This is a genomic window from Streptomyces europaeiscabiei, from assembly GCF_036346855.1.
GTDB lineage: Bacteria > Actinomycetota > Actinomycetes > Streptomycetales > Streptomycetaceae > Streptomyces > Streptomyces europaeiscabiei.
Genome location: NZ_CP107841.1, coordinates 8525142 through 8546596, shown reverse-complemented (window position 1 = coordinate 8546596; position 21455 = coordinate 8525142). Strand labels below are relative to the sequence as shown.

The 21455-nt window shown below is 72.2% G+C and carries 17 protein-coding genes and 2 pseudogenes; 7 read left to right on the top strand and 12 right to left on the bottom strand.

Annotated elements, in window-relative coordinates; all coding sequences use genetic code 11:
- Window positions 1–335: 335 nt before the first annotated feature.
- The 4 genes from OG858_RS37140 to OG858_RS37125 all read left to right on the top strand — a co-directional run bounded on the left by OG858_RS37140 (window position 336) and on the right by OG858_RS37125 (window position 5989).
- Window positions 336–1433: an ADP-ribosylglycohydrolase family protein gene (locus tag OG858_RS37140; RefSeq protein WP_319261379.1), complete on the top strand. Its 1098-nt coding sequence runs from the start codon at window positions 336–338 to the stop codon at window positions 1431–1433.
- Between the two features lie 64 nt (window positions 1434–1497).
- The gene (locus tag OG858_RS37135) at window positions 1498–2010 is read left to right on the top strand and encodes an NUDIX hydrolase (protein WP_319064160.1); all 513 of its coding nucleotides are present in this window, start codon (window positions 1498–1500) and stop codon (window positions 2008–2010) included.
- A 728-nt stretch (window positions 2011–2738) separates the two neighbouring features.
- Entirely contained in the window at window positions 2739–5171 is a 2433-nt protein-coding gene (locus tag OG858_RS37130) for a protein kinase domain-containing protein (protein ID WP_319064161.1), read from the top strand.
- Between the two features lie 83 nt (window positions 5172–5254).
- On the top strand, window positions 5255–5989 hold the full coding sequence (locus OG858_RS37125) for an SIR2 family NAD-dependent protein deacylase (protein WP_319064162.1): 735 nt from the start codon (window positions 5255–5257) through the stop codon (window positions 5987–5989).
- A gap of 82 nt (window positions 5990–6071) precedes the next feature.
- Here the strand turns inward: OG858_RS37125 and OG858_RS37120 are convergent, their stop codons facing one another.
- Window positions 6072–7028: a phage baseplate protein gene (locus tag OG858_RS37120; RefSeq protein ID WP_319064163.1), complete on the bottom strand. Its 957-nt coding sequence runs from the start codon at window positions 7026–7028 to the stop codon at window positions 6072–6074.
- A 336-nt stretch (window positions 7029–7364) separates the two neighbouring features.
- Between OG858_RS37120 and OG858_RS37115 the strand changes: the two are divergent.
- Window positions 7365–7654 (top strand): annotated as a pseudogene (locus OG858_RS37115) (Sir2 family NAD-dependent protein deacetylase); the annotation flags it as partial.
- Between the two features lie 79 nt (window positions 7655–7733).
- On the opposite strand, the gene OG858_RS37110 reads toward OG858_RS37115, so the two are convergent.
- Complete coding sequence (locus OG858_RS37110) at window positions 7734–8522, bottom strand: class I SAM-dependent methyltransferase (RefSeq protein ID WP_086746357.1); 789 nt, start codon at window positions 8520–8522, stop codon at window positions 7734–7736.
- Between the two features lie 234 nt (window positions 8523–8756).
- Here OG858_RS37110 and OG858_RS37105 point away from each other — a divergent pair.
- Window positions 8757–9359 (top strand): annotated as a pseudogene (locus OG858_RS37105) (sensor histidine kinase); the annotation flags it as partial.
- A gap of 65 nt (window positions 9360–9424) precedes the next feature.
- On the opposite strand, the gene OG858_RS37100 reads toward OG858_RS37105, so the two are convergent.
- The 3 genes from OG858_RS37100 to OG858_RS37090 all read right to left on the bottom strand — a co-directional run bounded on the left by OG858_RS37100 (window position 9425) and on the right by OG858_RS37090 (window position 13622).
- Entirely contained in the window at window positions 9425–9925 is a 501-nt protein-coding gene (locus OG858_RS37100) for a methylated-DNA--[protein]-cysteine S-methyltransferase (protein ID WP_086746358.1), read from the bottom strand.
- A 37-nt stretch (window positions 9926–9962) separates the two neighbouring features.
- On the bottom strand, window positions 9963–11459 hold the full coding sequence (locus OG858_RS37095; protein WP_319316105.1) for an AlkA N-terminal domain-containing protein: 1497 nt from the start codon (window positions 11457–11459) through the stop codon (window positions 9963–9965).
- Between the two features lie 183 nt (window positions 11460–11642).
- Entirely contained in the window at window positions 11643–13622 is a 1980-nt protein-coding gene (locus OG858_RS37090; RefSeq protein WP_319261572.1) for a heavy metal translocating P-type ATPase, read from the bottom strand.
- Between the two features lie 57 nt (window positions 13623–13679).
- Here OG858_RS37090 and OG858_RS37085 point away from each other — a divergent pair, with 57 nt between their 5' ends.
- Window positions 13680–14048, top strand: a complete 369-nt coding sequence (locus tag OG858_RS37085; protein WP_037704028.1) for an ArsR/SmtB family transcription factor — start codon at window positions 13680–13682, stop codon at window positions 14046–14048.
- Window positions 14049–14054: 6 nt separating this feature from the next.
- Here the strand turns inward: OG858_RS37085 and OG858_RS37080 are convergent, their stop codons facing one another.
- The 7 genes from OG858_RS37080 to OG858_RS37050 form a co-directional block, all read right to left on the bottom strand.
- Window positions 14055–14912, bottom strand: coding sequence for a hypothetical protein (locus OG858_RS37080; RefSeq protein WP_328544019.1), 858 nt, complete (start codon window positions 14910–14912; stop codon window positions 14055–14057).
- Between the two features lie 233 nt (window positions 14913–15145).
- Window positions 15146–15655 carry an O-acetyl-ADP-ribose deacetylase gene (locus tag OG858_RS37075; protein WP_086754526.1) on the bottom strand — a complete coding sequence of 170 codons (510 nt, stop codon included), beginning with the start codon at window positions 15653–15655 and terminating at the stop codon, window positions 15146–15148.
- 107 nt (window positions 15656–15762) lie between these two features.
- On the bottom strand, window positions 15763–16947 hold the full coding sequence (locus tag OG858_RS37070; protein WP_319064166.1) for a cytochrome P450: 1185 nt from the start codon (window positions 16945–16947) through the stop codon (window positions 15763–15765).
- A gap of 19 nt (window positions 16948–16966) precedes the next feature.
- Window positions 16967–18397 (bottom strand): alkaline phosphatase family protein, encoded by a 1431-nt coding sequence (locus OG858_RS37065; RefSeq protein ID WP_328544020.1) that lies wholly within the window; start codon window positions 18395–18397, stop codon window positions 16967–16969.
- A 99-nt stretch (window positions 18398–18496) separates the two neighbouring features.
- A complete protein-coding gene (eboE, locus tag OG858_RS37060) occupies window positions 18497–19663 on the bottom strand; it encodes a metabolite traffic protein EboE (protein ID WP_319261398.1) in 1167 nt (388 codons plus the stop codon).
- An 11-nt stretch (window positions 19664–19674) separates the two neighbouring features.
- Window positions 19675–20529, bottom strand: coding sequence for a TatD family hydrolase (locus tag OG858_RS37055; protein WP_086747962.1), 855 nt, complete (start codon window positions 20527–20529; stop codon window positions 19675–19677).
- Window positions 20530–20627: 98 nt separating this feature from the next.
- The gene (locus tag OG858_RS37050) at window positions 20628–21440 is read right to left on the bottom strand and encodes an EboA domain-containing protein (RefSeq protein WP_319064170.1); all 813 of its coding nucleotides are present in this window, start codon (window positions 21438–21440) and stop codon (window positions 20628–20630) included.
- Window positions 21441–21455: the final 15 nt, after the last annotated feature.

Sequence of the window (21455 nt, the reverse complement as noted above, 5' to 3'; positions counted from 1 at the left end):
GCCACCTTGCGTTCCCCTCGCTCGTCAGGCCTTGCGCACGTCAAGGCAGTCGCGCCGCTGCGACCCTAACCGCCCCGGCCCCGTACGTCATGCCCCGTCCCGCTCTCCGAACACCGCGCGGGGGCGGCGTGCGGGCCGGAGAGCGGCGGCCGGCGGGCCCCGGCGGGCCCCGGGGACGCCTCACCCCGCCACCGGCCCGGAAGGGAGTCCCGGCAGCTACCGCACATGGGCCGGTGGCCGGCCCGCTCCGTCGCACGCGGGCGCCGCCCACTCCACGCCCCCATCCGTACACCGCCCCGCGAGCGACCATGCCCGGAATCGGGTAGACCTCCACCATGACGCCCACCACCCCGACACCCGTCGCGCCCCCTGTGGGCGCAGCACTCGCCGACCGTGTTCTCGGGGGCTGGCTGGGCCGGATCGCGGGGAACATGCTCGGGAAACCGGTCGAGCAGGGGGACCTGTGGACGCGTGAGCGCATCGACCGGTATCTGCGCCAGGCCGCGGCCCTGCCCCTCACCGACTACCTCCCCGAGCCGGCCACCGAGAGCGACGAGCGGGCGCTGCGGCCGGAGTGGCGGAGTTGTGTACGCGGCCGGATCCACGGCAGCTGCCGTGACGACGACATCGACTACGCGATCCTCGGGCTGCACCTCCTGGAGACGCACGGTTTCGGCTTCAGCACCGAGCAGGTCGGCGACCTGTGGCTGCTGCGGCTGCCGTATCTGCAGACGTTCACCGCGGAGCGGGCGGCCTACCGCAACCTCGCCCAGGGTCTGAAGCCTCCACTGACCGCGACGTACGACAACCCGTACCAGGAGTGGATCGGCGCCCTCATCCGCGCCGACGTCCATGGCTGGACCTGCCCGGGCCTGCCGCGGCGCGCGGCCTCGCTGGCCCGGCGCGATGCGGTCCTCTCGCACACCGGCAACGGGGTGTACGGCGCGATGTGGGCGGCGGCGCTGATCGCGGCGGCGTTCACGGCGCCGGGGGTGCGGGCTGCCGTGGACGAGGCCCTGGCGGTGATCCCGGCGGGCAGCCGCCTCGCCCGGACCGTGCGCCGGGTCGTGTCACTGCACGACGCCGGGGTGGACTGGGAGGACACGCTCACCACGGTGGGTGAGGAGACGGCCGGGCTGGGCTGGATCCATGTCGTGCCGAACGCGGCGGTGCTGACCGCCGGGCTGCTGTACGGCGAGGGCGACTTCACCCGGACGATCGCGCTGACCGTCCGCGGCGGCCTGGACACCGACTCGAACGGGGCGACCGCCGGTTCGGTGGCGGGTGTGCTGTGCGGGGCGGCGGCGATTCCGGACCGGTGGAAGGACCCGTTGGAGGACACCGTGCGCAGCGCCGTCTTCGGCTTCGACGGGGTGCGCATCAGCGAACTCGCGGAGCGCACGGTGCGGTTGGCAAAGGCCTCCGGCTCCTGAGCGCCGGTCGTTGCGCTCCCCGAGCGCCGATTTCACGCCCTTCGGGGCCGTCTACCCTTTCTGGATGACCACCTCGGACTTCGCCGCGTACATCGCGAGCCTGCCCCGTGTCCTCGCCGGCGCCGCCGCGCTCTTCCGGGACGCCGAGGGGCGGGTGCTGCTCGTCGAGCCCAACTACCGCGAGGGATGGGCGCTTCCGGGCGGGACGATCGAGTCGGACGACGGGGAGACCCCGAGGCAGGGCGCGCGGCGCGAGACCCTGGAGGAGATCGGGCTGGACGTCGAGCCGGGGCGGCTGCTCGCCGTGGACTGGGTGCACGGCGTGGGGCGGCCTCCGCTGGTGGCGTACGTGTACGACGGCGGGGTGCTCGGCGACGAGGAGTTGAAGCGGATCCGCTTGCAGGAGGAGGAGCTGCTGTCGTGGCGGCTCGTCCCGCGCGCCGAACTCACCGGGCATCTCCCGGGGACACTCGGCCTCCGGGTGCTCGCAGCCCTGGACGCGCTGGCGGACGGCACGGGCACGGTCGAGCTGGAGAACGGCAACCGGGTGGGTCGAACCGTCGAAGGACCGGCCTGAGGGCGGGCCTGAGGTCGGGCCTGAGGACCGGCCTGAGGTCGGGCCTGAGGACCGGCCTGAGGACCGGCCTGAGGACCGGCCTGAGGACCGGCCTGAGGACCGGCCTGAGGACCGGCCTGAGGTCGGGCCTGAGGACCGGCCTGAGGGCGGGCCCGAGGACCGGCCTGAGGACCGGCCTGAGGACCGGCCTGAGGTCGGGCCCGAGGACCGGCCTGAGGTCGGGCCCGAGGACCGGCCTGAGGTCGGGCCCGAGGACCGGCCTGAGGGCGGGCCCGAGGACGGGCTGAGAACCGGGTTGAGGACCGGCCCGAGGATCGACGAAGCACGGGCGAAGCACCGGCGTGGATCGGCCACAGCGATGTCGCTCGGCAGTCCCGCCTGCTTACAGGAGTCACCTGACATCGAGTCAACTCCCCTTGTACAGAACGTGAGAAGCGTGAACCCTTCACTTAATAGAAGTTTAAAGCGCTGGCTGAAAACGCTGCCCGTTTGTCACTCCAGCATCTAGGCTGACGTCACCCCCGTCCGAGCGATCGCGCCCCATGGCCCCGCTCAGGAACCGGGGCAGTACTCGGGACACCCGTGACCGGCGGCCCGAGCGCGGGCCGTGGCTCCGGGAGATCCGGAGCACCTGGGGGAACGGTCACCGGGAGCCGCCCGGAGCAGTCGGTCTCCCCCCACCTGCGGGCCGATCCTCGCCCGTCCTCACCGAACAGGCAGCTGAGGTCATGGAACCACTGGGCTCAGACGATCCCGAGGAGCTAGGTCCCTACCGTCTCGTGGCACGGCTCGGCGCAGGAGGGATGGGACGGGTCTATCTGGCGCGCTCCCCACAAGGGCGGACCGTCGCGGTCAAAGCCATCCGTCCCGAGCTGATGGGGGACAAGAACTTCCGCATCCGCTTCCGCCGCGAGGTGGAGGCCGCCGGAGCGGTCGGCGGCAGATACACCGCGCCCGTGGTGGACGCCGACCCGGAGGGCGCCATCCCGTGGCTGGCCACGGACTACATCGCCGGGCCCACCCTGGCCGAGGCGGTCGCCGCGCACGGCCCGCTCCCGGCGGAGTCGGTGCTCGTGCTGGGCGCCGGCATCGCCGAGGCACTGATCTCGGTCCAGGCCGCCGGTCTGGTGCACCGCGACCTCAAGCCGTCCAACGTGCTCCTCGCCGCCGACGGCCCGCGCGTCATCGACTTCGGCATCGTCCGGGCGAGCGACGGCTATGACCTCACCCGCTCCGGCGCTCTCTTCGGCTCCTTCGAATACATGTGCCCCGAGCAGGCCACGGGCGAGCCGCTGGGCCCCGAGGGGGACGTCTTCTCACTGGGCTCGGTGCTCACGTTCGCCGCGGCCGGACACGCGCCGTTCAGTGGCACCGCCGCGGCCACGCTTCTCTACCAGGTCGTGCACAGCGCACCCGACCTGACGGGTGTGCCCGAGCCCCTGGACAAGATCATCAACCTCTGTCTCACCAAGGACCCCCGGCTGCGGATCACCCCGGACAAGCTGGCCGCGGCCTGCGCGCCGGGGGGCGTGGAGCATCTGACGGGCGACGGCTGGCTGCCCCCGTCGGTGACCTCCTCGATCGCCCTTCGCGCGGCGGCGGTCCAGACCCTGGACGCCGCACCGAACACCCCGGTCGCGTTTCCCGGGACCGGGACCGGGACCGGGCCTGCCGCGTACGGCTTCCAGCAGGAACGTCCCGCCTACGGGTCGCAGCGGGACGGGGCCGCGTACGCCACGCGGCAGAGCCGGGTCGCGTACGACTTCGAGCACGAGGCACCCGGTCCCACGGAGAACCCGTCGGCGTCCGGCTCCGGCCGCCCGTACGACGGCTCCGGACACCCGGGCCGACAGGGCGGGGTGCCGTCGCCCGGCGGTGTCGGCGGCGAACCGCCGGGATCCGGGCCCCACTCCCGCCCGGAGCCCTATTCCGCCCCCGAGGAGCCGGAGCCGTACCGCCCCTCCTCCGCCGGGCATCGCCGCACCGTCCCGCGGCCCGGTCCGTCACGGCGTACGGTCCTCACCGTGTCAGCCGGCTCCGCCACCGCCGCCGCGGCCGGCGCCGCCCTGGTGCTCGGCCGGCCGGAGAAGGCGGCCGTGCGGTCGACGGAGCCCGCGGGGCCGGCCCCGAAGCCGCTGTGGACCTACCGCGGCGGCCCGCTGCTCCAGGCACCCGCCGTCTTCAACGACGGCACGGCCCTGGTGAAGACCCGCCCGGGTGACCTGGTCTGCCTCGACCTCAAGGACGGCACCCGGCCCAAATGGGTCTACGAGGGGATCAGCCAGTCGCCCACCCCGACCGTGCTGGCCTTCGACGCCGCGATCGCCCTCGGCGAGGGGGCAACGGTGATCGGGGTCGACCCGGTCGACGGAGGGGAACGTTTCACCATCGACTTCGGGCCGGACTTCCGGTTCGACACACTGCTGGGTGCCACCGACGACCGGGCCGTCTCCGTCATCGGTGTCCGGCTCCAGCGGGACTCCGCGGAGCAGGGCGTGGCGACATCCACGGACACGGTGTTCGGCGTCGACCTCGCGGGCCGTCGCGCCGAGGTCATCCCGATCAGCCCGGAGGACGTCGGTGTCCGGCTGGCGCCGGTCATCCTCCCCGACTTCTTCGTCTACGCCGACGGCCTGCGCAATGTCACCGCCCGGAGCACCGACAGCTCCGGCGTCCTGTGGCGGCACCCCGTCGGCTACGACCTCCGGCCCGGCCTCGCCGTGCTCAGCCGCACGGTGTTCGCCATCGGCCGGGAACTCGAGGCCCTGAACCTCTCCACCGGCAAACTGCGCTGGCGGGTGAAACCCGAGCGCGGCATGTTCGCCTCCCTCGGCGGCTACGGCAACACCGTCTACGTCACCGGCACGGACCCCGCCGGCGTGTACGCCTTCAACGCCGGTACCGGCGCCCGCCGTTGGTTCTGCCCCACGCCACGCCTCAACATCGACCAGCCCGTCACCGCGGGTCCCGACGCCGTCTACGTCCCCGCCCACCAGAACAAGAACGGCATCTACGCGATCGGCGCCGCCAAGGGCAGACTCCTGTGGAACTTCACCGACGGCCTGGAGACCGGCGTCAACGACTGGCAGCTCGCCTGCGACCACAGCGGCGTCCTGGTCGCCCAGCACTACGACCGCGCGTACGGCCTGCCTGCCCCCTGACGGCACCGGGGCCGGGGGCGCCGCACCCGGCCCGGCCCCGTTATCCGCTCGCCCCGGCCGGACGGCCGACCTACCCTCGCTCCATGAACAAGCCCCTCGTCGCCATCCTCAGTGGCGCAGGCATCTCCACCGACTCCGGCATTCCCGACTACCGGGGCCCGAACGGGCTGTGGCGGCGGGATCCGGAGGCCGAGAAGCTGGTGACGTACGAGTACTACATGGGCGATCCGGAGATCCGACGGCGGTCGTGGCAGATGCGGCGCAAGAACCGGACGCTCCAGGCCGAGCCGAACGCCGCGCACCGGGCGGTGGCCGAGCTGGAGCGGGCCGGGGTGCCCGTGCGGGTGATCACGCAGAACGTCGACGGGCTGCACCAGCTCGCCGGGATGCCCGCCCGCAAGGTGCTGGAGCTCCATGGCACGGCACGCAGCGTGGTGTGCACCCGGTGCCACGCCCGGGGGCCGATGGAGGACGCCCTTGCCCGGGTCGAGGCGGGTGAGGAGGATCCGCCGTGCCAGGAGTGCGGTGGGATCCTGAAGTCGGCGACGGTGATGTTCGGCGAGCGCCTCGACCCGGTGGTGCTCGGCGAGGCCGCCGCGATCACCAAGGCCTGCCAGGTCTTCATCGCCGTCGGCACCAGCCTCCAGGTCCAGCCCGCCGCCGGTCTCGCCGGAGTCGCCGCCGACCACGGAGCCCGGTTGATCATCGTCAACGCCGAGCCGACCCCGTACGACGCACGCGCCGACGAGGTCGTACGGGAGCCGATCGGTACGGCGCTGCCCGCGCTGTTGCGCGGGCTTGGCGAGACCACTCGATAGATCGGCGTTACGAGACCGCCGTCGGCGGGCCCGCAGCGCACGGGGCGCCGGCAGTCCGGTCGGCAGGACTGTCCGGGACCTCTCAGACCAGCACGTTCTTGTAGAAGATGCTGGAGCCGCGGTCGCCTTCGTCACCGGTCGCGAAGCCGAGGAAAAGGCGGGACTCGCCCGCGTCGGTGCGGTAGACGGCGAGGCCCTCGGGTTCCCGCCACTTCAGCGTGGAGCCCGCCTTGGTGAGGACCGGGCCCTGGGCGATCTTGCCGGTGTTGACGTTGATGCTGGTGAGATAGGTGTTTCCGGGGGCCTGATTGGTGTCCGAGTAGTGGTCGCCCGTCTGGAAGTACATGTACGAGCCGTAGAGCGCGTAACCCTGGGGCGTGCCGGAGATCGACGGCGGGGTGAACTTGACGAGCGGGTTGCTGAAGTCGCCCTTGTCGGTGTCGGAGAGCTCGTAGACGGCGATGTGTTTGGCGCCGTCCTTGTGATAGCGGACGATCATGCGGCTGTACACCGGGTCGATGGAGCACGTGTACTCCGAGGCGCCGGAGATCGGCTGGAACGTGCCGAAGCTGGTGGACGACGAGTCGAGGGTGGTGCCCGCGCTGTACTTGATGAAGGCGAGCTTCGTGCCGTAGCCCTTGCCGTTGGCATCGCACTCGATCCACAGGTGGCTGCCGGTGCCGCTGGGGCGGACACCGAAGGCGACGCCGTGGCCGAACCCGTTGAGGTGCATGTACGAGACGTAGTTGCCGTGGAGGTCGAGTTGGCTGATGCACAGGTCACCGGCCGACTCCGGGCTGTCCGCCCGCTTCGCGGCGACGAACAGGCGCTTGTTGACGGAGTCGAAGGCGAAGCTCTGCTGGACGCGCTTGCTGTGCAGGACGTTGTCGCGAAAGAGGTCGTAGGACGGTTGGGACAGGTCGAAGCGCTTGGTCGCGGTCACCGACGCTGACGCACTCCGGGCGCCGTATCCGAGACCCAGCGCGGCGATCCCGACGCCGGCACCGGTGCGCAGAAGCCCTCGACGGGTCGGGGACATACGAGAGTTGAGCTCCATGACAAACCTTCTGGGAAGAGGAGGTGAAGTCCCCAGACGTTAGGCATGAAGATCGGGCCGAAGTGTCGTCGGAGCCGGCCTCACGGGGGTTCGTTGCTCGCTTGGGACAAACGGGCGCCGTCCTGTGCAGCTCCTTTCACCCTCGTGTGCAGCTCCTTCACGCGCCGTGCCCCGGTTGCATGCCGGTGTGCAGATTCACCGAAGCCGGAAGTCCGTACGGCTTCGGAAGCCGACCGTTGCCGATGGATGGCCAACCATGGGCTCGGACCATCCGGGGTGGGTCCACTCGTGTCGCCCTCGCCGATGCCTCGGGGTGCCGTGCGGGTGATCACGCAGAACGTGGACGGCTGCTGCACCGGCTCGCCGGGATGCCGGCCCGCAAGGTCCTCGAACTCCACGGCACCGCACGGTCCGCGGTGTGCGTCGAGTGCCATGCCCGTGGGCCGATGGAGGACGCCCGTGCCCGGGTCGAGGCGGGCGAGGACGGTCCGTCCCGGCTGGAGTGCGGCGGCGCGCTGAAGTCCGCCACCGTGATGTTCGGCCAGCGCCTCGACCCGGTGGTACTCGGCGAGGCCGTGTCGATCACCAAAGCCTGTCGGGTCTTCGTCGACCGCGCTGCTCTGAGGTGCTGCGGAGGATCGGCGCCGCGAGCGCCTGAACGGCTGACAGGGGGCGGTCCCACGGGCTTCAGGACGCGGCGGGGCGGGTGACGCGGATCTTGGACTGGCCGTGCGGCAGCTTCTCCCAGTCGTCCATGAAGCGGGCCTGGAGGCCGTGCTTCGCGGCCAGGGCGACGAGCGTCTCGGTACGGTAGTAGAAGTCCTCCCGCAGGACGTGGTGTTCCGTGCCCTCGGTGCGGTCGAAGGTGAAGTCGAACCAACCGTCCGGGGTCAGCACCCGGCCGATGTGGGACAGGCACTCCTCGATGACGTGCAGCGGTGAGTGCGAGAAGACGCTGTGCGCGTGCACCACGTCGAAGTGTGCGTCGGGGAGGAACCGGAGGGTCAGGTCGCGTACGGGGGTGAGCGTGGGGAGGCGTTGCTGCAGCCCCATCTCCACGATCGTGTCCTGGGCGGCGGCGAGGATGTCGGGCGAGATGTCGACGCCGTAGTAGTGCCCGGGTTCCAGGTGGCGGATGAACCGCCAGCCGCCCCGCAGGTTGCCGCAGCCGATCTCCAGCATGCGGTGCTCGGGGCGCAGACCGTGGCCGAGCAGATAGTCGAACTGCATCGCGCCCAGCGCCAGCCACCGTTCACGGCTGCGGCTGCCGACCGCCGCGTCCGGGTCGGCGCGGGTGTCGGAGCGCATCACCGCGCGGTAGTAGTCGATGTGGTCCGGGTGGCGGTGGCGCAGCCACATGTCGCGGGCCACGCGGACCAGGTGGCGCGGCACCCGGTCGGGGTGACGCAGGGCGTAGGTGATGCGGTGGCCGAGGGCGGCCCGGTTGACGGTGACGTTCTTCTCGGTCGGCGGCACGGGGTTTCCTTCCCAGGGGAGTCGGGCGGTGCTTCCCGAGGTGGCTCGGGTCGTGCTGCCAGCCTCGGGGCGGCGGCGGGGTGTTCGGCTCGGCCGACCGGCTCCGGTCCGGGGGCGGTTCGGGCGATCCTCGTATCAGCCGATCGGTTGATGCGGTCGGGAGCCGGTCACGTTAGACACAGGAAGGCGATCTGTGAAGTACCCGAGGAGCACGACAAGAGAGCCGGTGGGGCGATGAGTTGGCCGGAGGATCAGCGCACGGACCCGGACGCGCGCTGGCTGGCCGCCGTCGTGCACGCCGCGTTCTTCCTGCTGTTGTGCTCCTCGTTCGCCCGGTTCCTGACGCGTGATCAGGGCGGGCCGCGTACCGGCTGGGTGGTGGCGCTGTTCGCGGTGTTCGGGCTTCTCTACACCCTCGGGCACCTGCTGGCGCCCGCGCCGCCGCCCGGCAGCAGGCCGTCCACCCGGCATCTGGCCTGGCTGGGCTCCGTGACGGCGGTCTGGGTCGTTCTCCTCGCACTCGCGCCGAGTGCCACGTGGTGTGCCATGCCGCTGCTGTTCGCCGGGCTCCACACGCTGCCCCCACGGATCGCCGTGCCCCTGGCGATCCTGCTCACCTCGCTGGTGGTCGCCGCCGAGATACGGGTGTCCGAAGGCACCATCAACCCCAACATGGTCGCGGCCCCGCCCGCCATGGCGGCGGTCGCCACGGCCGTCTTCGTCCATCTGCGACGGCAGGCGGCCCGGCAGCGCGTCCTGATCGACGACCTGGTCCGCACCCGCCGCGAGCGCGCGGCCACGGAACGGCGGGCGGGTGTCCTGGCGGAGCGGGCGCGGTGGCCGTGGCGAAGGAGCGCCGCCTGCTGCCGTGATCCGCTGCCCGGCCCCGTGGCCCCCGCCCCTCAGAAGAGGGCGGTGCCCTGCTCGAAGTCCAGCAGGCGCTGCTTGCGCTCCACGCCGCCTCCGTATCCGGTGAGGCTGCCGTCGGAGCCGACCACACGGTGGCAGGGGACGATGATGCCCACGGGGTTCCTGCCGTTGGCCAGGCCGACCGCGCGGGACGCCCTGGGGTTGCCGAGGGCGCCGGCGAGATCGCCGTACGAGCGGGTCTCGCCGTAGGGGATCCGCGTGAGCTGTTCCCAGACCAGACGTTGGAACGGGGTTCCGTGCAGCCGGAGTTCGAGCGTGAACTCCTTCAGCTCGCCCGCGAAATAGGCCTCCAGCTGTTCCTCCGGCTCGGCGAAGCCGGTGTCGTCACGTACACCGAAACTCTCCTCCGGCGGGCGGTGGCGCTGCTCGGTCATGTAGAGCCCGCACAGGACCCCGTCGTCGGCGACGAGGGTGAGGGGACCGTAGGGACTGTCGACGACGGTGTGCCGCGTCCGCGACGTCGGATGATTCATGAGAGGTCCTCGGGAGTGGCATCCGCCCGGAACGGGCTCATACGGGAAGGAAGTTGATGGGGTGGCTGTCCGTCGCCCACAGGTACTGGACCGCGTACGCCCGCCACGGCCGCCAGGCCGCCGCACGGTCGGTGAGCGCCGCCGGGGTGGACGGCAGGCCCAACTCCTGTGCCGCACGCCTGATTCCGAGGTCGCCAGGGAGGAAGGCGTCGGGGTCGCCGAGGGCGCGCATGGCGATGACCTCGACGGTCCAGGGGCCGAAACCGGGGAGGGCGAGGAGGCGGTCGCGGGTCTCCGCCCAGTCGCTGTCGACACCCAAGTGCAGTTTCCCGTGCGTGAGTTGTTGCACCAGGGTGGTGAAGGTGGTCCGGCGGGTGCGGGGCATCGCGAGGGTCTCGGGGTCGACGGCCGCCAGCGCCTCGGGGGACGGGAAGAGATGGGTGAGACCGCCCTCGGGGTCGTCGACCGGTTCGCCGTGCGCGACGACCAGCCGGGCCGCATGCGTCCGGGCCGCGGCCGTGGACACCTGTTGACCGAGCACCGCCCGTACGGCGAACTCGGCCTCGTCGACGGTACGCGGCACCCGGCGCCCCGGCGCCTTGGCCACCAGCGGCGCGAGCACCGGGTCGGTGCTCAGCTGCTCGTCGACGGCGACCGGGTCGGCGTCCAGGTCGAGCATGCGGCGGCAGCGGCTGATGGCGACGGGCAGGTCCCGCAGGTCGCTGAGGCCGAGCCGGCAGGCGATGTGGTCGGGCTCCGGTGTGAGGCCCACGACGCCGTGGCCGTACGGCAGACGGAGCGTGCGCCGGTACGCGCCGTCACGCCACTCCTCCACTCCGGGTACGGCGGTCGCGGCGAGGTGACCGAAGAGGTTGTCGGGGTTGAGCGGGGCCCGGAACGGCAGCCGGAGGCTCAACACCCCAGATGCGGCTGGCGAGTTGGAGGGACGCCGCGCCGACCGTGCCGCCCGCTCGCGCAGGTCGGTCGGCGACAGCGCGAAGACCTCCCGCACGGTGTCGTTGAAGGTCCGGATCGACGCGAACCCGGCGGCGAACGCGATCTGGGCCATCGGCAGCGCGGTCGTCTCGATCAGCAGCCGCGCGGTCTGCGCCCGCTGCGCACGGGCGAGCGCCAGCGGGCCCGCGCCCAGCTCGGCCAGCAACTGCCGCTCGACCTGCCGGGAGCTGTAGCCGAGCCGCCGCGCCAGCCCCGGCACACCCTCCCTGTCCACCACGCCGTCCCCCACCAGCCGCATCGCCCGCGCCACGAGGTCCGCCCGCTGATCCCACTCCGGCGACCCGGGACTCGTGTCCGGCCGACACCGCTTGCACGCCCGGAACCCGGCCTGCTGACAGGCCGCCGCACTCGGATAGAACGTCATGTTCTCCGCCTTCGGCGGTACGACCGGGCAACTGGGCCGGCAGTAGATCCCCGTGGTCACCACGGCCGTGAAGAACCACCCGTCGAACCGCGCGTCCTTCGACCGCACGGCCCGTACACACCGCTCCGTGTCGCTGTACATCCCGTTCCGCATGACTCAAGCATCGGGGAGGGGGAGGGCGGAGGGCTGGCGGAAATCCGACATGGAGGCAGGGGCCACCTGGTGACCCGCCGAAGCCCTCAGGGGCGCGGGACGGTGCCCGTTCGCGACTCCGCCGCGCGGGCGCGACCAGCCACAACCGGCCCGCGCCGCCTCATCACAGGCACCCCTTCCCCTTCAGCCGCCCGCAGCCCTCCCCCACGCGGCCTCCCGCAACAACCGCAGACCGTTCAGCCCCACCACCACCGTGGAACCCTCGTGCCCGGCCACCCCGAGGGGCAACGGCAGATGTCCCACCAGATCCCACACCACCAGCACGGCGATGCAGACCCCCGCGATCACCAGGTTCTGCACCACCAGCCGCCGAGCCGCCCGCGACAGCCGCACCACCGCCGGAATAGCGCCCAGCTCGTCCCGCACCACCACCGCGTCCGCGGTCTCCAGCGCGAGATCCGACCCGGCCCGCCCCATCGCCACACCGGAGTGCGCGGCGGCGAGCGCGGGCGCGTCGTTGACCCCGTCCCCGACGAACAGCACCTTGCGGCCCCCGCCCTGCAGCTCTCGTACGGCCGCCACCTTGTCCTCCGGGAACAGCCCGGCCCGCACATCGGCGATCCCGGTGTCCGCGGCCACCTGGGCGGCGGCACGCGCGTTGTCCCCGGTCAGCAGGACCGGCGAGGCCCCGGTCACGGCGGCGAGCGCCGCCACCGCGGCGGGCGCGTCGTGGCGCAGACGGTCGGCGAGGGCGAGCGTCCCGACAGCATCCCCGTCCCGCGTGACGACGACAGTCGTCCCGTCGAGGTCCCCACCGCCGGCGGTTTCCACGTCGGCGATCCCACCGTCGGCGGCTTCCCCGCTCTCCGCGAGCCGCCCCACGGTCACCACACGCCCCTCGACGGTCGCCCGGACACCCCGTCCAGGCGTGGCCACGAAGTCCTCGGCGGCGGCCACCCTCAGCCCCCGGGCCCCGGCGGCGGCCACCACCGCACGGGCCAGCGGATGCTCACTGGGATGCTCGGCGGCCGCGGCCAGCGCCAGCAGCCCGTCCTCGTCGAGCCCGGAGCCCGGCAGCGGCCGTACGGCCGTGACCTCGGGGGTGCCCTCCGTGAGCGTGCCGGTCTTGTCGAGGGCGGCGGCATCGATCTCGCCCAGCCGCTCCATGGCGACGGCGGACTTGACCAGGACACCGTGGCGGCCGGCGTTGGCGATGGCGGAGAGCAGCGGCGGCATGGTGGCGAGGACGACCGCGCAGGGCGAGGCCACGATCATGAAGGTCATGGCGCGGAGCAGCGCGGCCGTGAGGTCCTCGCCGAAGGCCAGGGGGATGCCGAAGACGGCGAGGGTGGCGACGACGACCCCGACGGCGTACCGCTGCTCGACCTTCTCGATGAACAACTGGGTCGGTGCCTTGGTGCGGGAGGCCTCCTCGACGAGGGTCACGATGCGGGCGATCACGGAGTCGGCCGGGTCCCGTGCGACGCGGACGCGCAGGACGCCGGTGCCGTTGAGGGTGCCCGCGAAGACGTCGTCGCCCGGGGTCTTGGGGACGGGCAGCGGTTCGCCGGTGATGGTGGCCTGGTCGGCCTCGCTCTCCCCCTCCAGAACCTGCCCGTCGGCGCCGATGCGCTCGCCGGGGCGGACCAGCACCACGTCACCCACGGCGAGTCGCTCGGCCGGCACCGTCTCCTCGGCGGAGCCGTCCGCCGACAGCCGGGTGGCCGTGGTGGGCGCGAGATCGAGAAGCCCCCGTACGGAGTCCGCGGTGCGGGCGGTGGCCAGGGCCTCCAGGGCGCCGGAGGTGGCGAAGATGACGATCAGCAGGGCGCCGTCGAGGACCTGGCCGATCGCGGCCGCGCCCAGCGCCGCGACGATCATCAGCAGGTCGACGTCGAGGCTCTTCTCACGCAGGGCCCGCAGCCCTTCGAGCGCGGGTTCCCAGCCGCCGGCCACGTACGCGATCGCGTAGAGCGGGCCGTACAGCCAGGCGGAGGCCCCTGCGAGGTCCAGCGGGAAGGCGAGCAGGAAGGCGACGGTCGACGCCAGTGCCCAGCGGGCCTCTGGCAGGGCGAGGATCCGGGTACGGCGGCGGGGGGCCGTCGGCGCGGCCGTGCGGCGGGCCGGTGACGGGGCGAGGGTGGCAGACACGCGGCACACCATACAGGAACACATGAAGACTCATTCATTCCTTCATGTGTGATGGGTAAGATACCCGCCATGGGTCATGGAGCCGTCACCTCAGCGCAGGACGCCACCCCTCGCGTGCGCCTGGACGCGGCCAACGTCGCCAAGGTGGCCACCACCCTCCAGGCCCTCTCCACCCCGTCCCGCCTGCTGATCCTGGCCCGGCTGCGCGAAGGCCCGCTCCCGGCGACCGAGTTGGCCGCCGAGGTCGGGATGGAACAGTCCGCCTGCTCCCACCAGCTGCGCCTGCTGCGCAATCTCGGCCTGGTGGTGGGTGAGCGGCAGGGCCGTTCGGTGGTGTACGCGCTGCACGACCACCATGTCGCCGAGCTGCTGGACCAGGCCGTGTATCACGTCGAGCACCTGAGGCTGGGGCTCAGCGACGCACCGGACGGGGACTGAGGGCGGTCACGCCGCGGGAAGCGCCGGCAGTGTCGTGGGCGGCAGGCTGCCGACGAGACCGTCCACCAGGCCGGTGACAGGGCCGGTGACCGGCTGCAGGAGACCGGTGACGACTCCGAGGACCGGGGCGAGCAGACCGGTCACCGCACCCAGTACGGCGCCCAGGTCGAGCGAGGTCAGCGCCTTGACCAGGGCGTCGACCGCGGACTGGAGCGCGGTCGACGGATCCGCGACCGGGTCGGCCGCCGCGGTGGTGCGGTCGATGGTGACCGGGGCCACTGCCTCCAGCTTCTGCAACCGCTGCTGCACGGTGGTGTTGGCATCCCGGAGGGCCTCGACGTGCCGGGCCGCCTCGGTCGCGTCGAGGCGGGCGGCGTCCAGCCTGGCGATGGTGGTCAACTCGTCGAGCAGCGGGGCGAGTACGTCGCTCTGATCCATGCGGTCGAGCAGGTCCAGCTGGTCGAGCAGCACCTCCGCGTCGGTCGCGACGGCGTCGGCGTCCGTGGCGGTGTCGGCGTCGATGTCCGCCAGCAGCCCGTCCAGTTCGAGGTCGAGCCTCGTGAGGAGTGCCTCCACGTCGGCCTCCTCCTTCGCGATGAGCGCGTCCACGTCGGCTTCCTCCTTCGCCAGGAGCGCGTCCACCTCGGCCTCCTCCTTCGCCAGGAGCGCGTCGATCTCCGCGTCCAACGCGTCGAAGAAGTCGTCCAGATCGGCCTCGGGGACCGCGGCGGTCCCCATCGAGGTGCGGTTCGAGGGGGTGCGGCCCGCGTCGACGGCCGCGGTGGCGGTGCCGACCGGCCCGAAGACCAGCGCCCCGCAGACCAGGGGCGACAGGAGGAGACCACGGGAGACGAGGGCGCGCATGCACGTTCCTTTCGAAGCTGCTGTCCTTGCGCTCACCGTGGGAGGCGGTACGGCCCGCCGCAACCGATCACGGGCGGGCGCCCACCCCGCCGACCGGAGCACACCGACGACCCTGACCTGTGTGTTTCTCTCGACGGACAGCTCCGTACGACTCCGTTCGACACGCTTCGGTCGTTCGTCCGTCAGAGTGCGGGAGCGCGACACGCCGGGCTGCCTCCCGCCCTGCGCCGACGTCAGCCGGCCACTTCGGCGAACGCCGCGTACGCCTCGTCGTCGAAGAGGACGAACCTGACCTCCTCGACCGACGTCGGAGTGGCACGGACGGTCCCCACGGCGATACGGGCGGCGTCGTCCATCGGCCAGCCGTAGACACCGGCGGACACGGCGGGGAAGGCGACCGTGCGGGCTCCCAACTCGTCGGCGACGCGCAGGGATTCGCGATAGCAGGAGACGAGGAGGGCGGAGCGGTCGAGGCTCTGGCTGTGGACCGGGCCGACCGTGTGGATGACCCAGCGCGCGTCCAGTTCACCCGCCGTGGTGGCGACGGCCTGGCCTGTCGGGAGGCCTTTGCCGTAGTGGGAGGCGCGGAGCTTGCGGCAGTCGGCCAGGATGGCGGGGCCGCCACGCCGGTGGATCGCGCCGTCCACTCCTCCCCCGCCGAGGAGGGAGGAGTTCGCGGCGTTGACGATGGCGTCGACGGACTGCTGGGTGATGTCGCCCCGGACGAGGGTGATGGTGGTCATGCCCGCCTCTATACCAGCCGACCGGACGTGCGAGCCCCCCAATATGACGGGCGTCGTCGGCCTCGGGTGTGCGGGGCGTCGTCGGCCTCGGGCGAAGCCAGGTCGGCCTACCAGCCCACCGGCAGCGAACGCACCCCGTGGATCGCGCTCATCGGCAGCGCGAGCTCCTCCGGCGGTGCGGTCAGGCGCAGATTCGGCAGGCGGTCGAAGAGGGCGGGCAGGCCGACCTGGAGTTCCGCGCGGGCGAGGGACTGGCCGACGCACTGGTGCAGTCCGTGGCCGAAGGCCAGATGGCCGGACGCGTCGCGGCGCACGTCCAGGGCCTCGGCGCCGGGGAAGACGGCCGCGTCCCGGTTCGCGGTCTGGATCGCCACCGCGACACCCTCCCCGGCGCGGATACGGACACCACCGATCTCGACGTCCTCCGTCGCGACGCGCCGCAGACTCCAGTGGGAGACGGTCAGCCAGCGCAGCAGTTCCTCGATCGCGCCGGGCCACAGCTCCGGCTCGGTACGCAGGGCGGCGAGCTGTTCCGGATGGCGCAGCAGGGCGACGACCGCCAGGGGGAACATGTTCGCGGTGGTCTCGAATCCCGCGAGCAGCAGCACGAAGGCCACGCCGATCGCCTCCTCGACGGTGGCCTCGCCCGTCGCCACCCGTTCCGTGGCCAGCCGGGAGAGCAGATCGTCGGCCGGCTCACGGGTCCGGGCCGCGAGGAGTTCGCCGAGGTAGCCGTACAAGGCCCTGCGGGCGCCCAGCACATCGACGTCGCCGGTGTTGAAGCTGGTGAACGCCTGTGCCTGCTGGTGGAAGAAGCCGTGGTCCTCGTACGGCACTCCGAGCAGCCGGCAGATCACGAGGGCGGGCTGTGGCAGCGCGTACGCGGTGACGAGGTCTGCCTCCCGCGCGCCGTCTGCCGTCATCGTGTCGAGCAGGTCCGCGCAGATCCGGACCAGTTCGGGGCGGAGGGCCTCGACACGGCGGAAGGTGAAGTCCGGGATGAGCATGCGCCGTAGTCGGGTGTGGTCCGGCGGGTCCATGGCGAAGAACTGACCGGGGCCGCGCGGAGGCGCCTGCGGACGCAGACCGGGGAAGCTCTCACGCGTGGAGTCGGCGCTGAAGCGCGGGTCGGCCAGGACGGCCCGGGCGTGGTCGTGACGGGTGATCAGCCAGGGGCTGTTGTCGCCCCAGACCGTCACCCGCCGGATCGGCTCCTCCGCCTGCCATTTGGCGTATTCGGGGGCGGGGTCGAGCAGGGGACGTTCGGTGGGCAGTGGGGGGTACGTGCTCATCGCTGTGTTCTTCCCGGTGCTAGTCGGTGCTGGAGCGGGGACCGGTGCGCCGGTCGTCGTCGGCGGCGGTGGTCAGTCCTGCCAACGCCAGCAACAGCCCCTTGATCTCGGTGGCGGCATATCCTTCGCGGGCCGGCTCGGGTGCGGAGCACAGCAGTACGGGCCCGTCGTCGGGGTCGGCGGGCAGGCGCCCGTGGCTGCCGCTGACACCGGCGGGGTTCAGCGGAACCGTGCTGATGCGGTAGCGCAGGCCCAGCTTCTTGCGGGCGACCTGGCCGATCGCGCGGAGCTTCACCGCGGGGACGGTCTCGTCGTAGAGCAGCTCGGCGGGGTCGTAGCCGGGTTTGCGGTGGATCTCGACCTGGCGGGCGAAGTCGGGGGCGCGTTCGTCGTCGAGCCAGTAGTAGTAGGTGAACCAGGCGTCGGGGTCGGCGACCGCGACCAGTTCGCCGGAGCGTTCGTGGTCCAGGCCGTGGGCCGCCTTGCCCTCGGCGTCCAACACCTGCTCCACACCGTCGAGTTCGGCGAGGATCTTGGCGACCTCCGCCGTGTCGGCCGGGTCCCGCACATACACGTGGGCGATCTGGTGGTCGGCGACGGCGAAGGCCCTGGAGGTCCACGGGTCGAGGTACTCCATGCCGTCCTGCGTGTGCACCTGGAGCAGTCCGGCCCGGCGCAGGGCCCGGTTGATGTCCACGGGGCGGGAGACGGGGGTGATGCCGTATTCGCTGAGCGCGACCACCATGGCGCCCGCGTTCAGGAAGTGGTCGATCAACGGGCGCAGGGAGTCGTCGAGTTGTCGGGCCGCCCGGACCGTGGCGGGTGAGTCGGGGCCGGACCGCTGGGGCTCGTAGTCGAGTTGGGGGATGTAGACGAGGGTGAGGTCCGGGTCGTGCTCGTCGAAGACCTGGCGGGCGGCGCCCAGGATCCACTGGGTGGAGGGCATGCCCGCGTTGGGGCCCCAGTAGGTGAACAGGGGGAACGGGCCCAGCCGGTCGGTGAGTTCGTCGTGCAGGGTAGGCGGCCAGGTGTAGCAGTCGGGTTCCTTGCGGCCGTCGGAGTAGTAGACCGGGCGCGGGGTGACGGTGAGGTCGACGTCCGCGCCCATCGCGTACCACCAGCAGATGTTGGCGACCTTGTAGTCGGGGTCGGATCTGCGGGCGGTCTCCCAGATCTTCTCGCCGCCGACGAGCGCGTTGTGCTGGCGCCACAGCAGCACCTCTCCGAGGTCCCGGAAGTACCAGCCGTTGCCCACCGCGCCGTGCCCGGAGGGCGGTTCGCCGGTGAGGAACGTGGACTGCACCGCGCAGGTCACAGCGGGCAGCACGGGGTCGAGCCGGGCCCGGAAGCCACGCTCGCCGAGGGCGGCCACGGCGGGCATGTGCTTGAGCAGCTTGGGGGTGAGGCCGACGATGTCGAGGACGACGAGCCGGTGGGGTCGGGTGCTCATCGGAGGTTCTCCCTGCGGCTGGTTCGATTGCTCATCGGTGGCCTCCGGGCGGGGTTGCGTCGGTGGCCGTGGGTGGCCCTGTACGGCTGGTCCGGACACTCACTTCCGGTCCTCCTCGAGGCCCAGTCCGGTCAACCGGTCGCGGGCCCAGGCGAGTTCGGCGGCGATACCGCCGGGCAGGTCGGTGGGCGGTTCGGGGAGGACGGACCAGGTGTAGGTCTCGACCTCGATGTGGTCGCAGTCGGCCGAGGCCCCGCCGAGCAGCCCGGCAAGGACCCGGCTCAGCTGGTCGGCGGTGGTGCGGAGCGGCGGCTCGGGGTCGGCGTGCAGTGGCGCGTGGAAGTGGACGCGCCAGGGACCGGTGTCCGTGGGCAGGCCCCCGTCCAGCGCGTCCGGCAGATCGTCGACACCCCGCACCTGCGGGGCCTCCTGCTCCGCCGCCGTACGCGTCTGGTGCAGGAACCGCGGCTCCGCGAGGCGCCGCAGGGCCGCGCGGGCGGCGGGGTCGGCAGGGTCGCCGGCCTCGACCGCGCAGGACGCCTGGAGCTTGACGACGGGCAGCCCGGCGTCCGCGAGGCGCCGCAGGGCAGCGCCCGGCTCCTCGAACTGTACGGCGAGGTGGCAGGCGTCGAGGCAGACGCCGAGCCGCTCGGGGTCGAGGCCGCGGAGTTCCCGTACGGCCTGGGCGGTGGTCTCCACGACGCAGCCGGGCTCCGGTTCGAAGCCGACCCGGACACGGCGGCCGGTGTCCGACTCGATCCCGGCGAGCCCGGCGGTGAGCCGGTCCAGGGCGCGGCGGGCGGTGTCGGCGCGGTCCGGCGGCCAGGGCGTGCGCCAGGCCAGCGGCAGGGTGGAGACGCTGCCGCGCTCGGCGTCGTCCGGCAGGAGCGCGGCGAGGACGCGGGCACAGTCGAGGGTGTGGGTCAGGCGGGCCTCGTCCGCCCAGTCGGGGAGGTAGACGTCCTTCTTGACCACCTCGCGGTGGAACCCGGCGTACGGGAAGGCGTTGAGGGTGACGGTCTCCAGTCCCCGCGCCGCGAGTTCGTCCTTGAGGCGCCGCAACACACCGGGGACGGCGACCAGTTCGCTCACCACGTCGCGGGCGAGCCAGAGCCCGATGCCCAGCCGGTCGACGCCGAGGCGTTCGCGCACCGGTTCGGCGTAGTCGGTGAGCTGGGCGAGGACGCCGTCGACGTCCTCCGCCTGGTGGACGTTGCTGCAGTAGCCGAGGTGGACGGCGGTGCCGTCCGGGTGCCGGAATCGCATGGCCCGTCCCCTCACTCCCCGCCGCGCCGGATGGAGTTGCCCTGGAAGCTCGACTCCTCGTCCGGCTTGGGCTCGTCGAGGTCCAGTCGGCCGCTCTGCCCGTAGAAGGCGACGGGGTTGCGCCACAGCACCCGGTCCACCGCATCGTCGTCGAACCCGGCGGCGAGCATGGCGTCGGCCGTCTTCCGGGTCTTGAGGGGGTCCGAGCTGCCCCAGTCCGCCGCGGAGTTGACGAGGACGCGCTCGGTGCCGTGCTCCTGGAGGATGGTGACCATGCGGCCCTCGCTCATCTTGGTCCTCGGGTAGATCGAGAACCCGGCCCAGCATCCGCTGTCGAGGACCATGCCGACGGTCAGTTCGTTGAGGTGGTCGAGGACGACGAGTTCGGGGGCGATGCCCGACTCCCGTACGACGTCCAGGGTCCGGCGGGTGCCGGTGGCCTTGTCGCGGTGCGGGGTGTGCACGAGGGCGGGCAGTTCGTGCTCGATAGCGAACTGGAGCTGGAGCGCGAGCGCTTCGTCCTCCTCCGGCGTCATGGAGTCGTAGCCGATCTCGCCGACGGCGACGACCCGGTCCTTGGCGAGGTAGCGGGGCAGCTCGTCCAGCACGGGCCGGCAGCGTGGGTCGTTGGCCTCTTTGGGATTGAGCGCGATCGTGCAGAAGTGCTGGATGCCGAACTGGGCGGCCCGGTAGGGCTCCCAGCCCAGCAGCGCGTCGAAGTAGTCGTAGAAGCTCTCGGGCGAGGTGCGGGGCTGGCCCAGCCAGAAGGCGGGCTCGACGACGGCACGCACCCCGGACGCGTACATCGCCTCGTAGTCGTCGGTGGTGCGGGAGGTCATGTGGATGTGGGGGTCGAAGATACGCACGGGCAGGCCTTCTCCTCGGGTTGTTCTGTGAGCGATGCCGGCTGGATGCGAAAGGCCGTGAGCTGCGCGCACACGGTGCAGTGCGCGCAGGCGGTGTACTACGCGGAGGTGGTGTCGTGTGCTGAGGCGGTGGAGGCGGCGGCCCGGCGGAGCGCCTGCAAGGCGCGCTCGGCGGCCTCGCGCCGGTCGGGCGTGGCGGCCCGCGTCTCGGCGGTGAGCCCGTCGGTGAGTCGGCCGGCGGCGGGGAAGGTGCGGACGACGGGCCAGATGTCGATCGGTACGTCCCGTCCGGCGGCGACCCGCTCGTGCGCGAAGTCGGCGAGCATACGGGCGAGTTCGGCGTCGGCTCGGACGGCGAGACCGGCGATCCGGTCCAGTGGGATCTCGTGGAAGACGCACTTCAGCACGGCCTGCCGGTACTCGGCGTCCGGAAGACGGGCGGCGCCGTACGGGCCGAGGGCGGCCTCGATGAGACTGCTGTCGTTGCCGCGCAGGGCTTCGCGGACGAGCGGCAGGGCGAGGTCGCCGAGGGGTTCCCGTGCGGTGTCGCCGCCCTGGGGGTCGGCGAAGAGGTACAGGGCCCGCAGGACGGCCCGCTGTTCGGCCGGGTCGCCGTGGCGGAAGAGGCCCGCCAGTTCGTCGGCGAGCGCCTGCCCGCCGAGCGGCAGCGCGGCGAGCAGGACGGCGCGGGCCGCCTCGTCGACGGTCAGGTGCGCGGCCAGCCGGGTGCGGCCGCAGCGTCTTCGGGCGGCGGGGAACAGGGTCCGGATCGCGGCGGGCCGGTCGGTGACGCGGGCCACGGCCTCGTCGAGCCAGGCGCGGGCCGTCGCGTCCAGCGTGTGGTGGGTGAGGAGGGTTCGAGGGTCGGCGGGTTCGGCCGTCTCGGAGAGCGATATTCCGGTTGATGGCATGACGGAACAACCTCC

Coding starts and splice junctions, on each gene's coding strand:
- OG858_RS37120 (WP_319064163.1), bottom strand. CDS start 7,028: ATGTCCCCGACCCGTCGAGGGCTTCTGCGCACCGGTGCCGGCGTCGGG.
- OG858_RS37090 (WP_319261572.1), bottom strand. CDS start 13,622: ATGGTGTGCCGCGTGTCTGCCACCCTCGCCCCGTCACCGGCCCGCCGC.
- OG858_RS37050 (WP_319064170.1), bottom strand. CDS start 21,440: ATGCCATCAACCGGAATATCGCTCTCCGAGACGGCCGAACCCGCCGAC.
- OG858_RS37100 (WP_086746358.1), bottom strand. CDS start 9,925: ATGAATCATCCGACGTCGCGGACGCGGCACACCGTCGTCGACAGTCCC.
- OG858_RS37070 (WP_319064166.1), bottom strand. CDS start 16,947: ATGAGCACGTACCCCCCACTGCCCACCGAACGTCCCCTGCTCGACCCC.
- OG858_RS37095 (WP_319316105.1), bottom strand. CDS start 11,459: ATGCGGAACGGGATGTACAGCGACACGGAGCGGTGTGTACGGGCCGTG.
- OG858_RS37135 (WP_319064160.1), top strand. CDS start 1,498: ATGACCACCTCGGACTTCGCCGCGTACATCGCGAGCCTGCCCCGTGTC.
- OG858_RS37080 (WP_328544019.1), bottom strand. CDS start 14,912: ATGCGCGCCCTCGTCTCCCGTGGTCTCCTCCTGTCGCCCCTGGTCTGC.
- OG858_RS37075 (WP_086754526.1), bottom strand. CDS start 15,655: ATGACCACCATCACCCTCGTCCGGGGCGACATCACCCAGCAGTCCGTC.
- eboE (WP_319261398.1), bottom strand. CDS start 19,663: ATGCGATTCCGGCACCCGGACGGCACCGCCGTCCACCTCGGCTACTGC.
- OG858_RS37125 (WP_319064162.1), top strand. CDS start 5,255: ATGAACAAGCCCCTCGTCGCCATCCTCAGTGGCGCAGGCATCTCCACC.
- OG858_RS37085 (WP_037704028.1), top strand. CDS start 13,680: ATGGGTCATGGAGCCGTCACCTCAGCGCAGGACGCCACCCCTCGCGTG.
- OG858_RS37130 (WP_319064161.1), top strand. CDS start 2,739: ATGGAACCACTGGGCTCAGACGATCCCGAGGAGCTAGGTCCCTACCGT.
- OG858_RS37140 (WP_319261379.1), top strand. CDS start 336: ATGACGCCCACCACCCCGACACCCGTCGCGCCCCCTGTGGGCGCAGCA.
- OG858_RS37065 (WP_328544020.1), bottom strand. CDS start 18,397: ATGAGCACCCGACCCCACCGGCTCGTCGTCCTCGACATCGTCGGCCTC.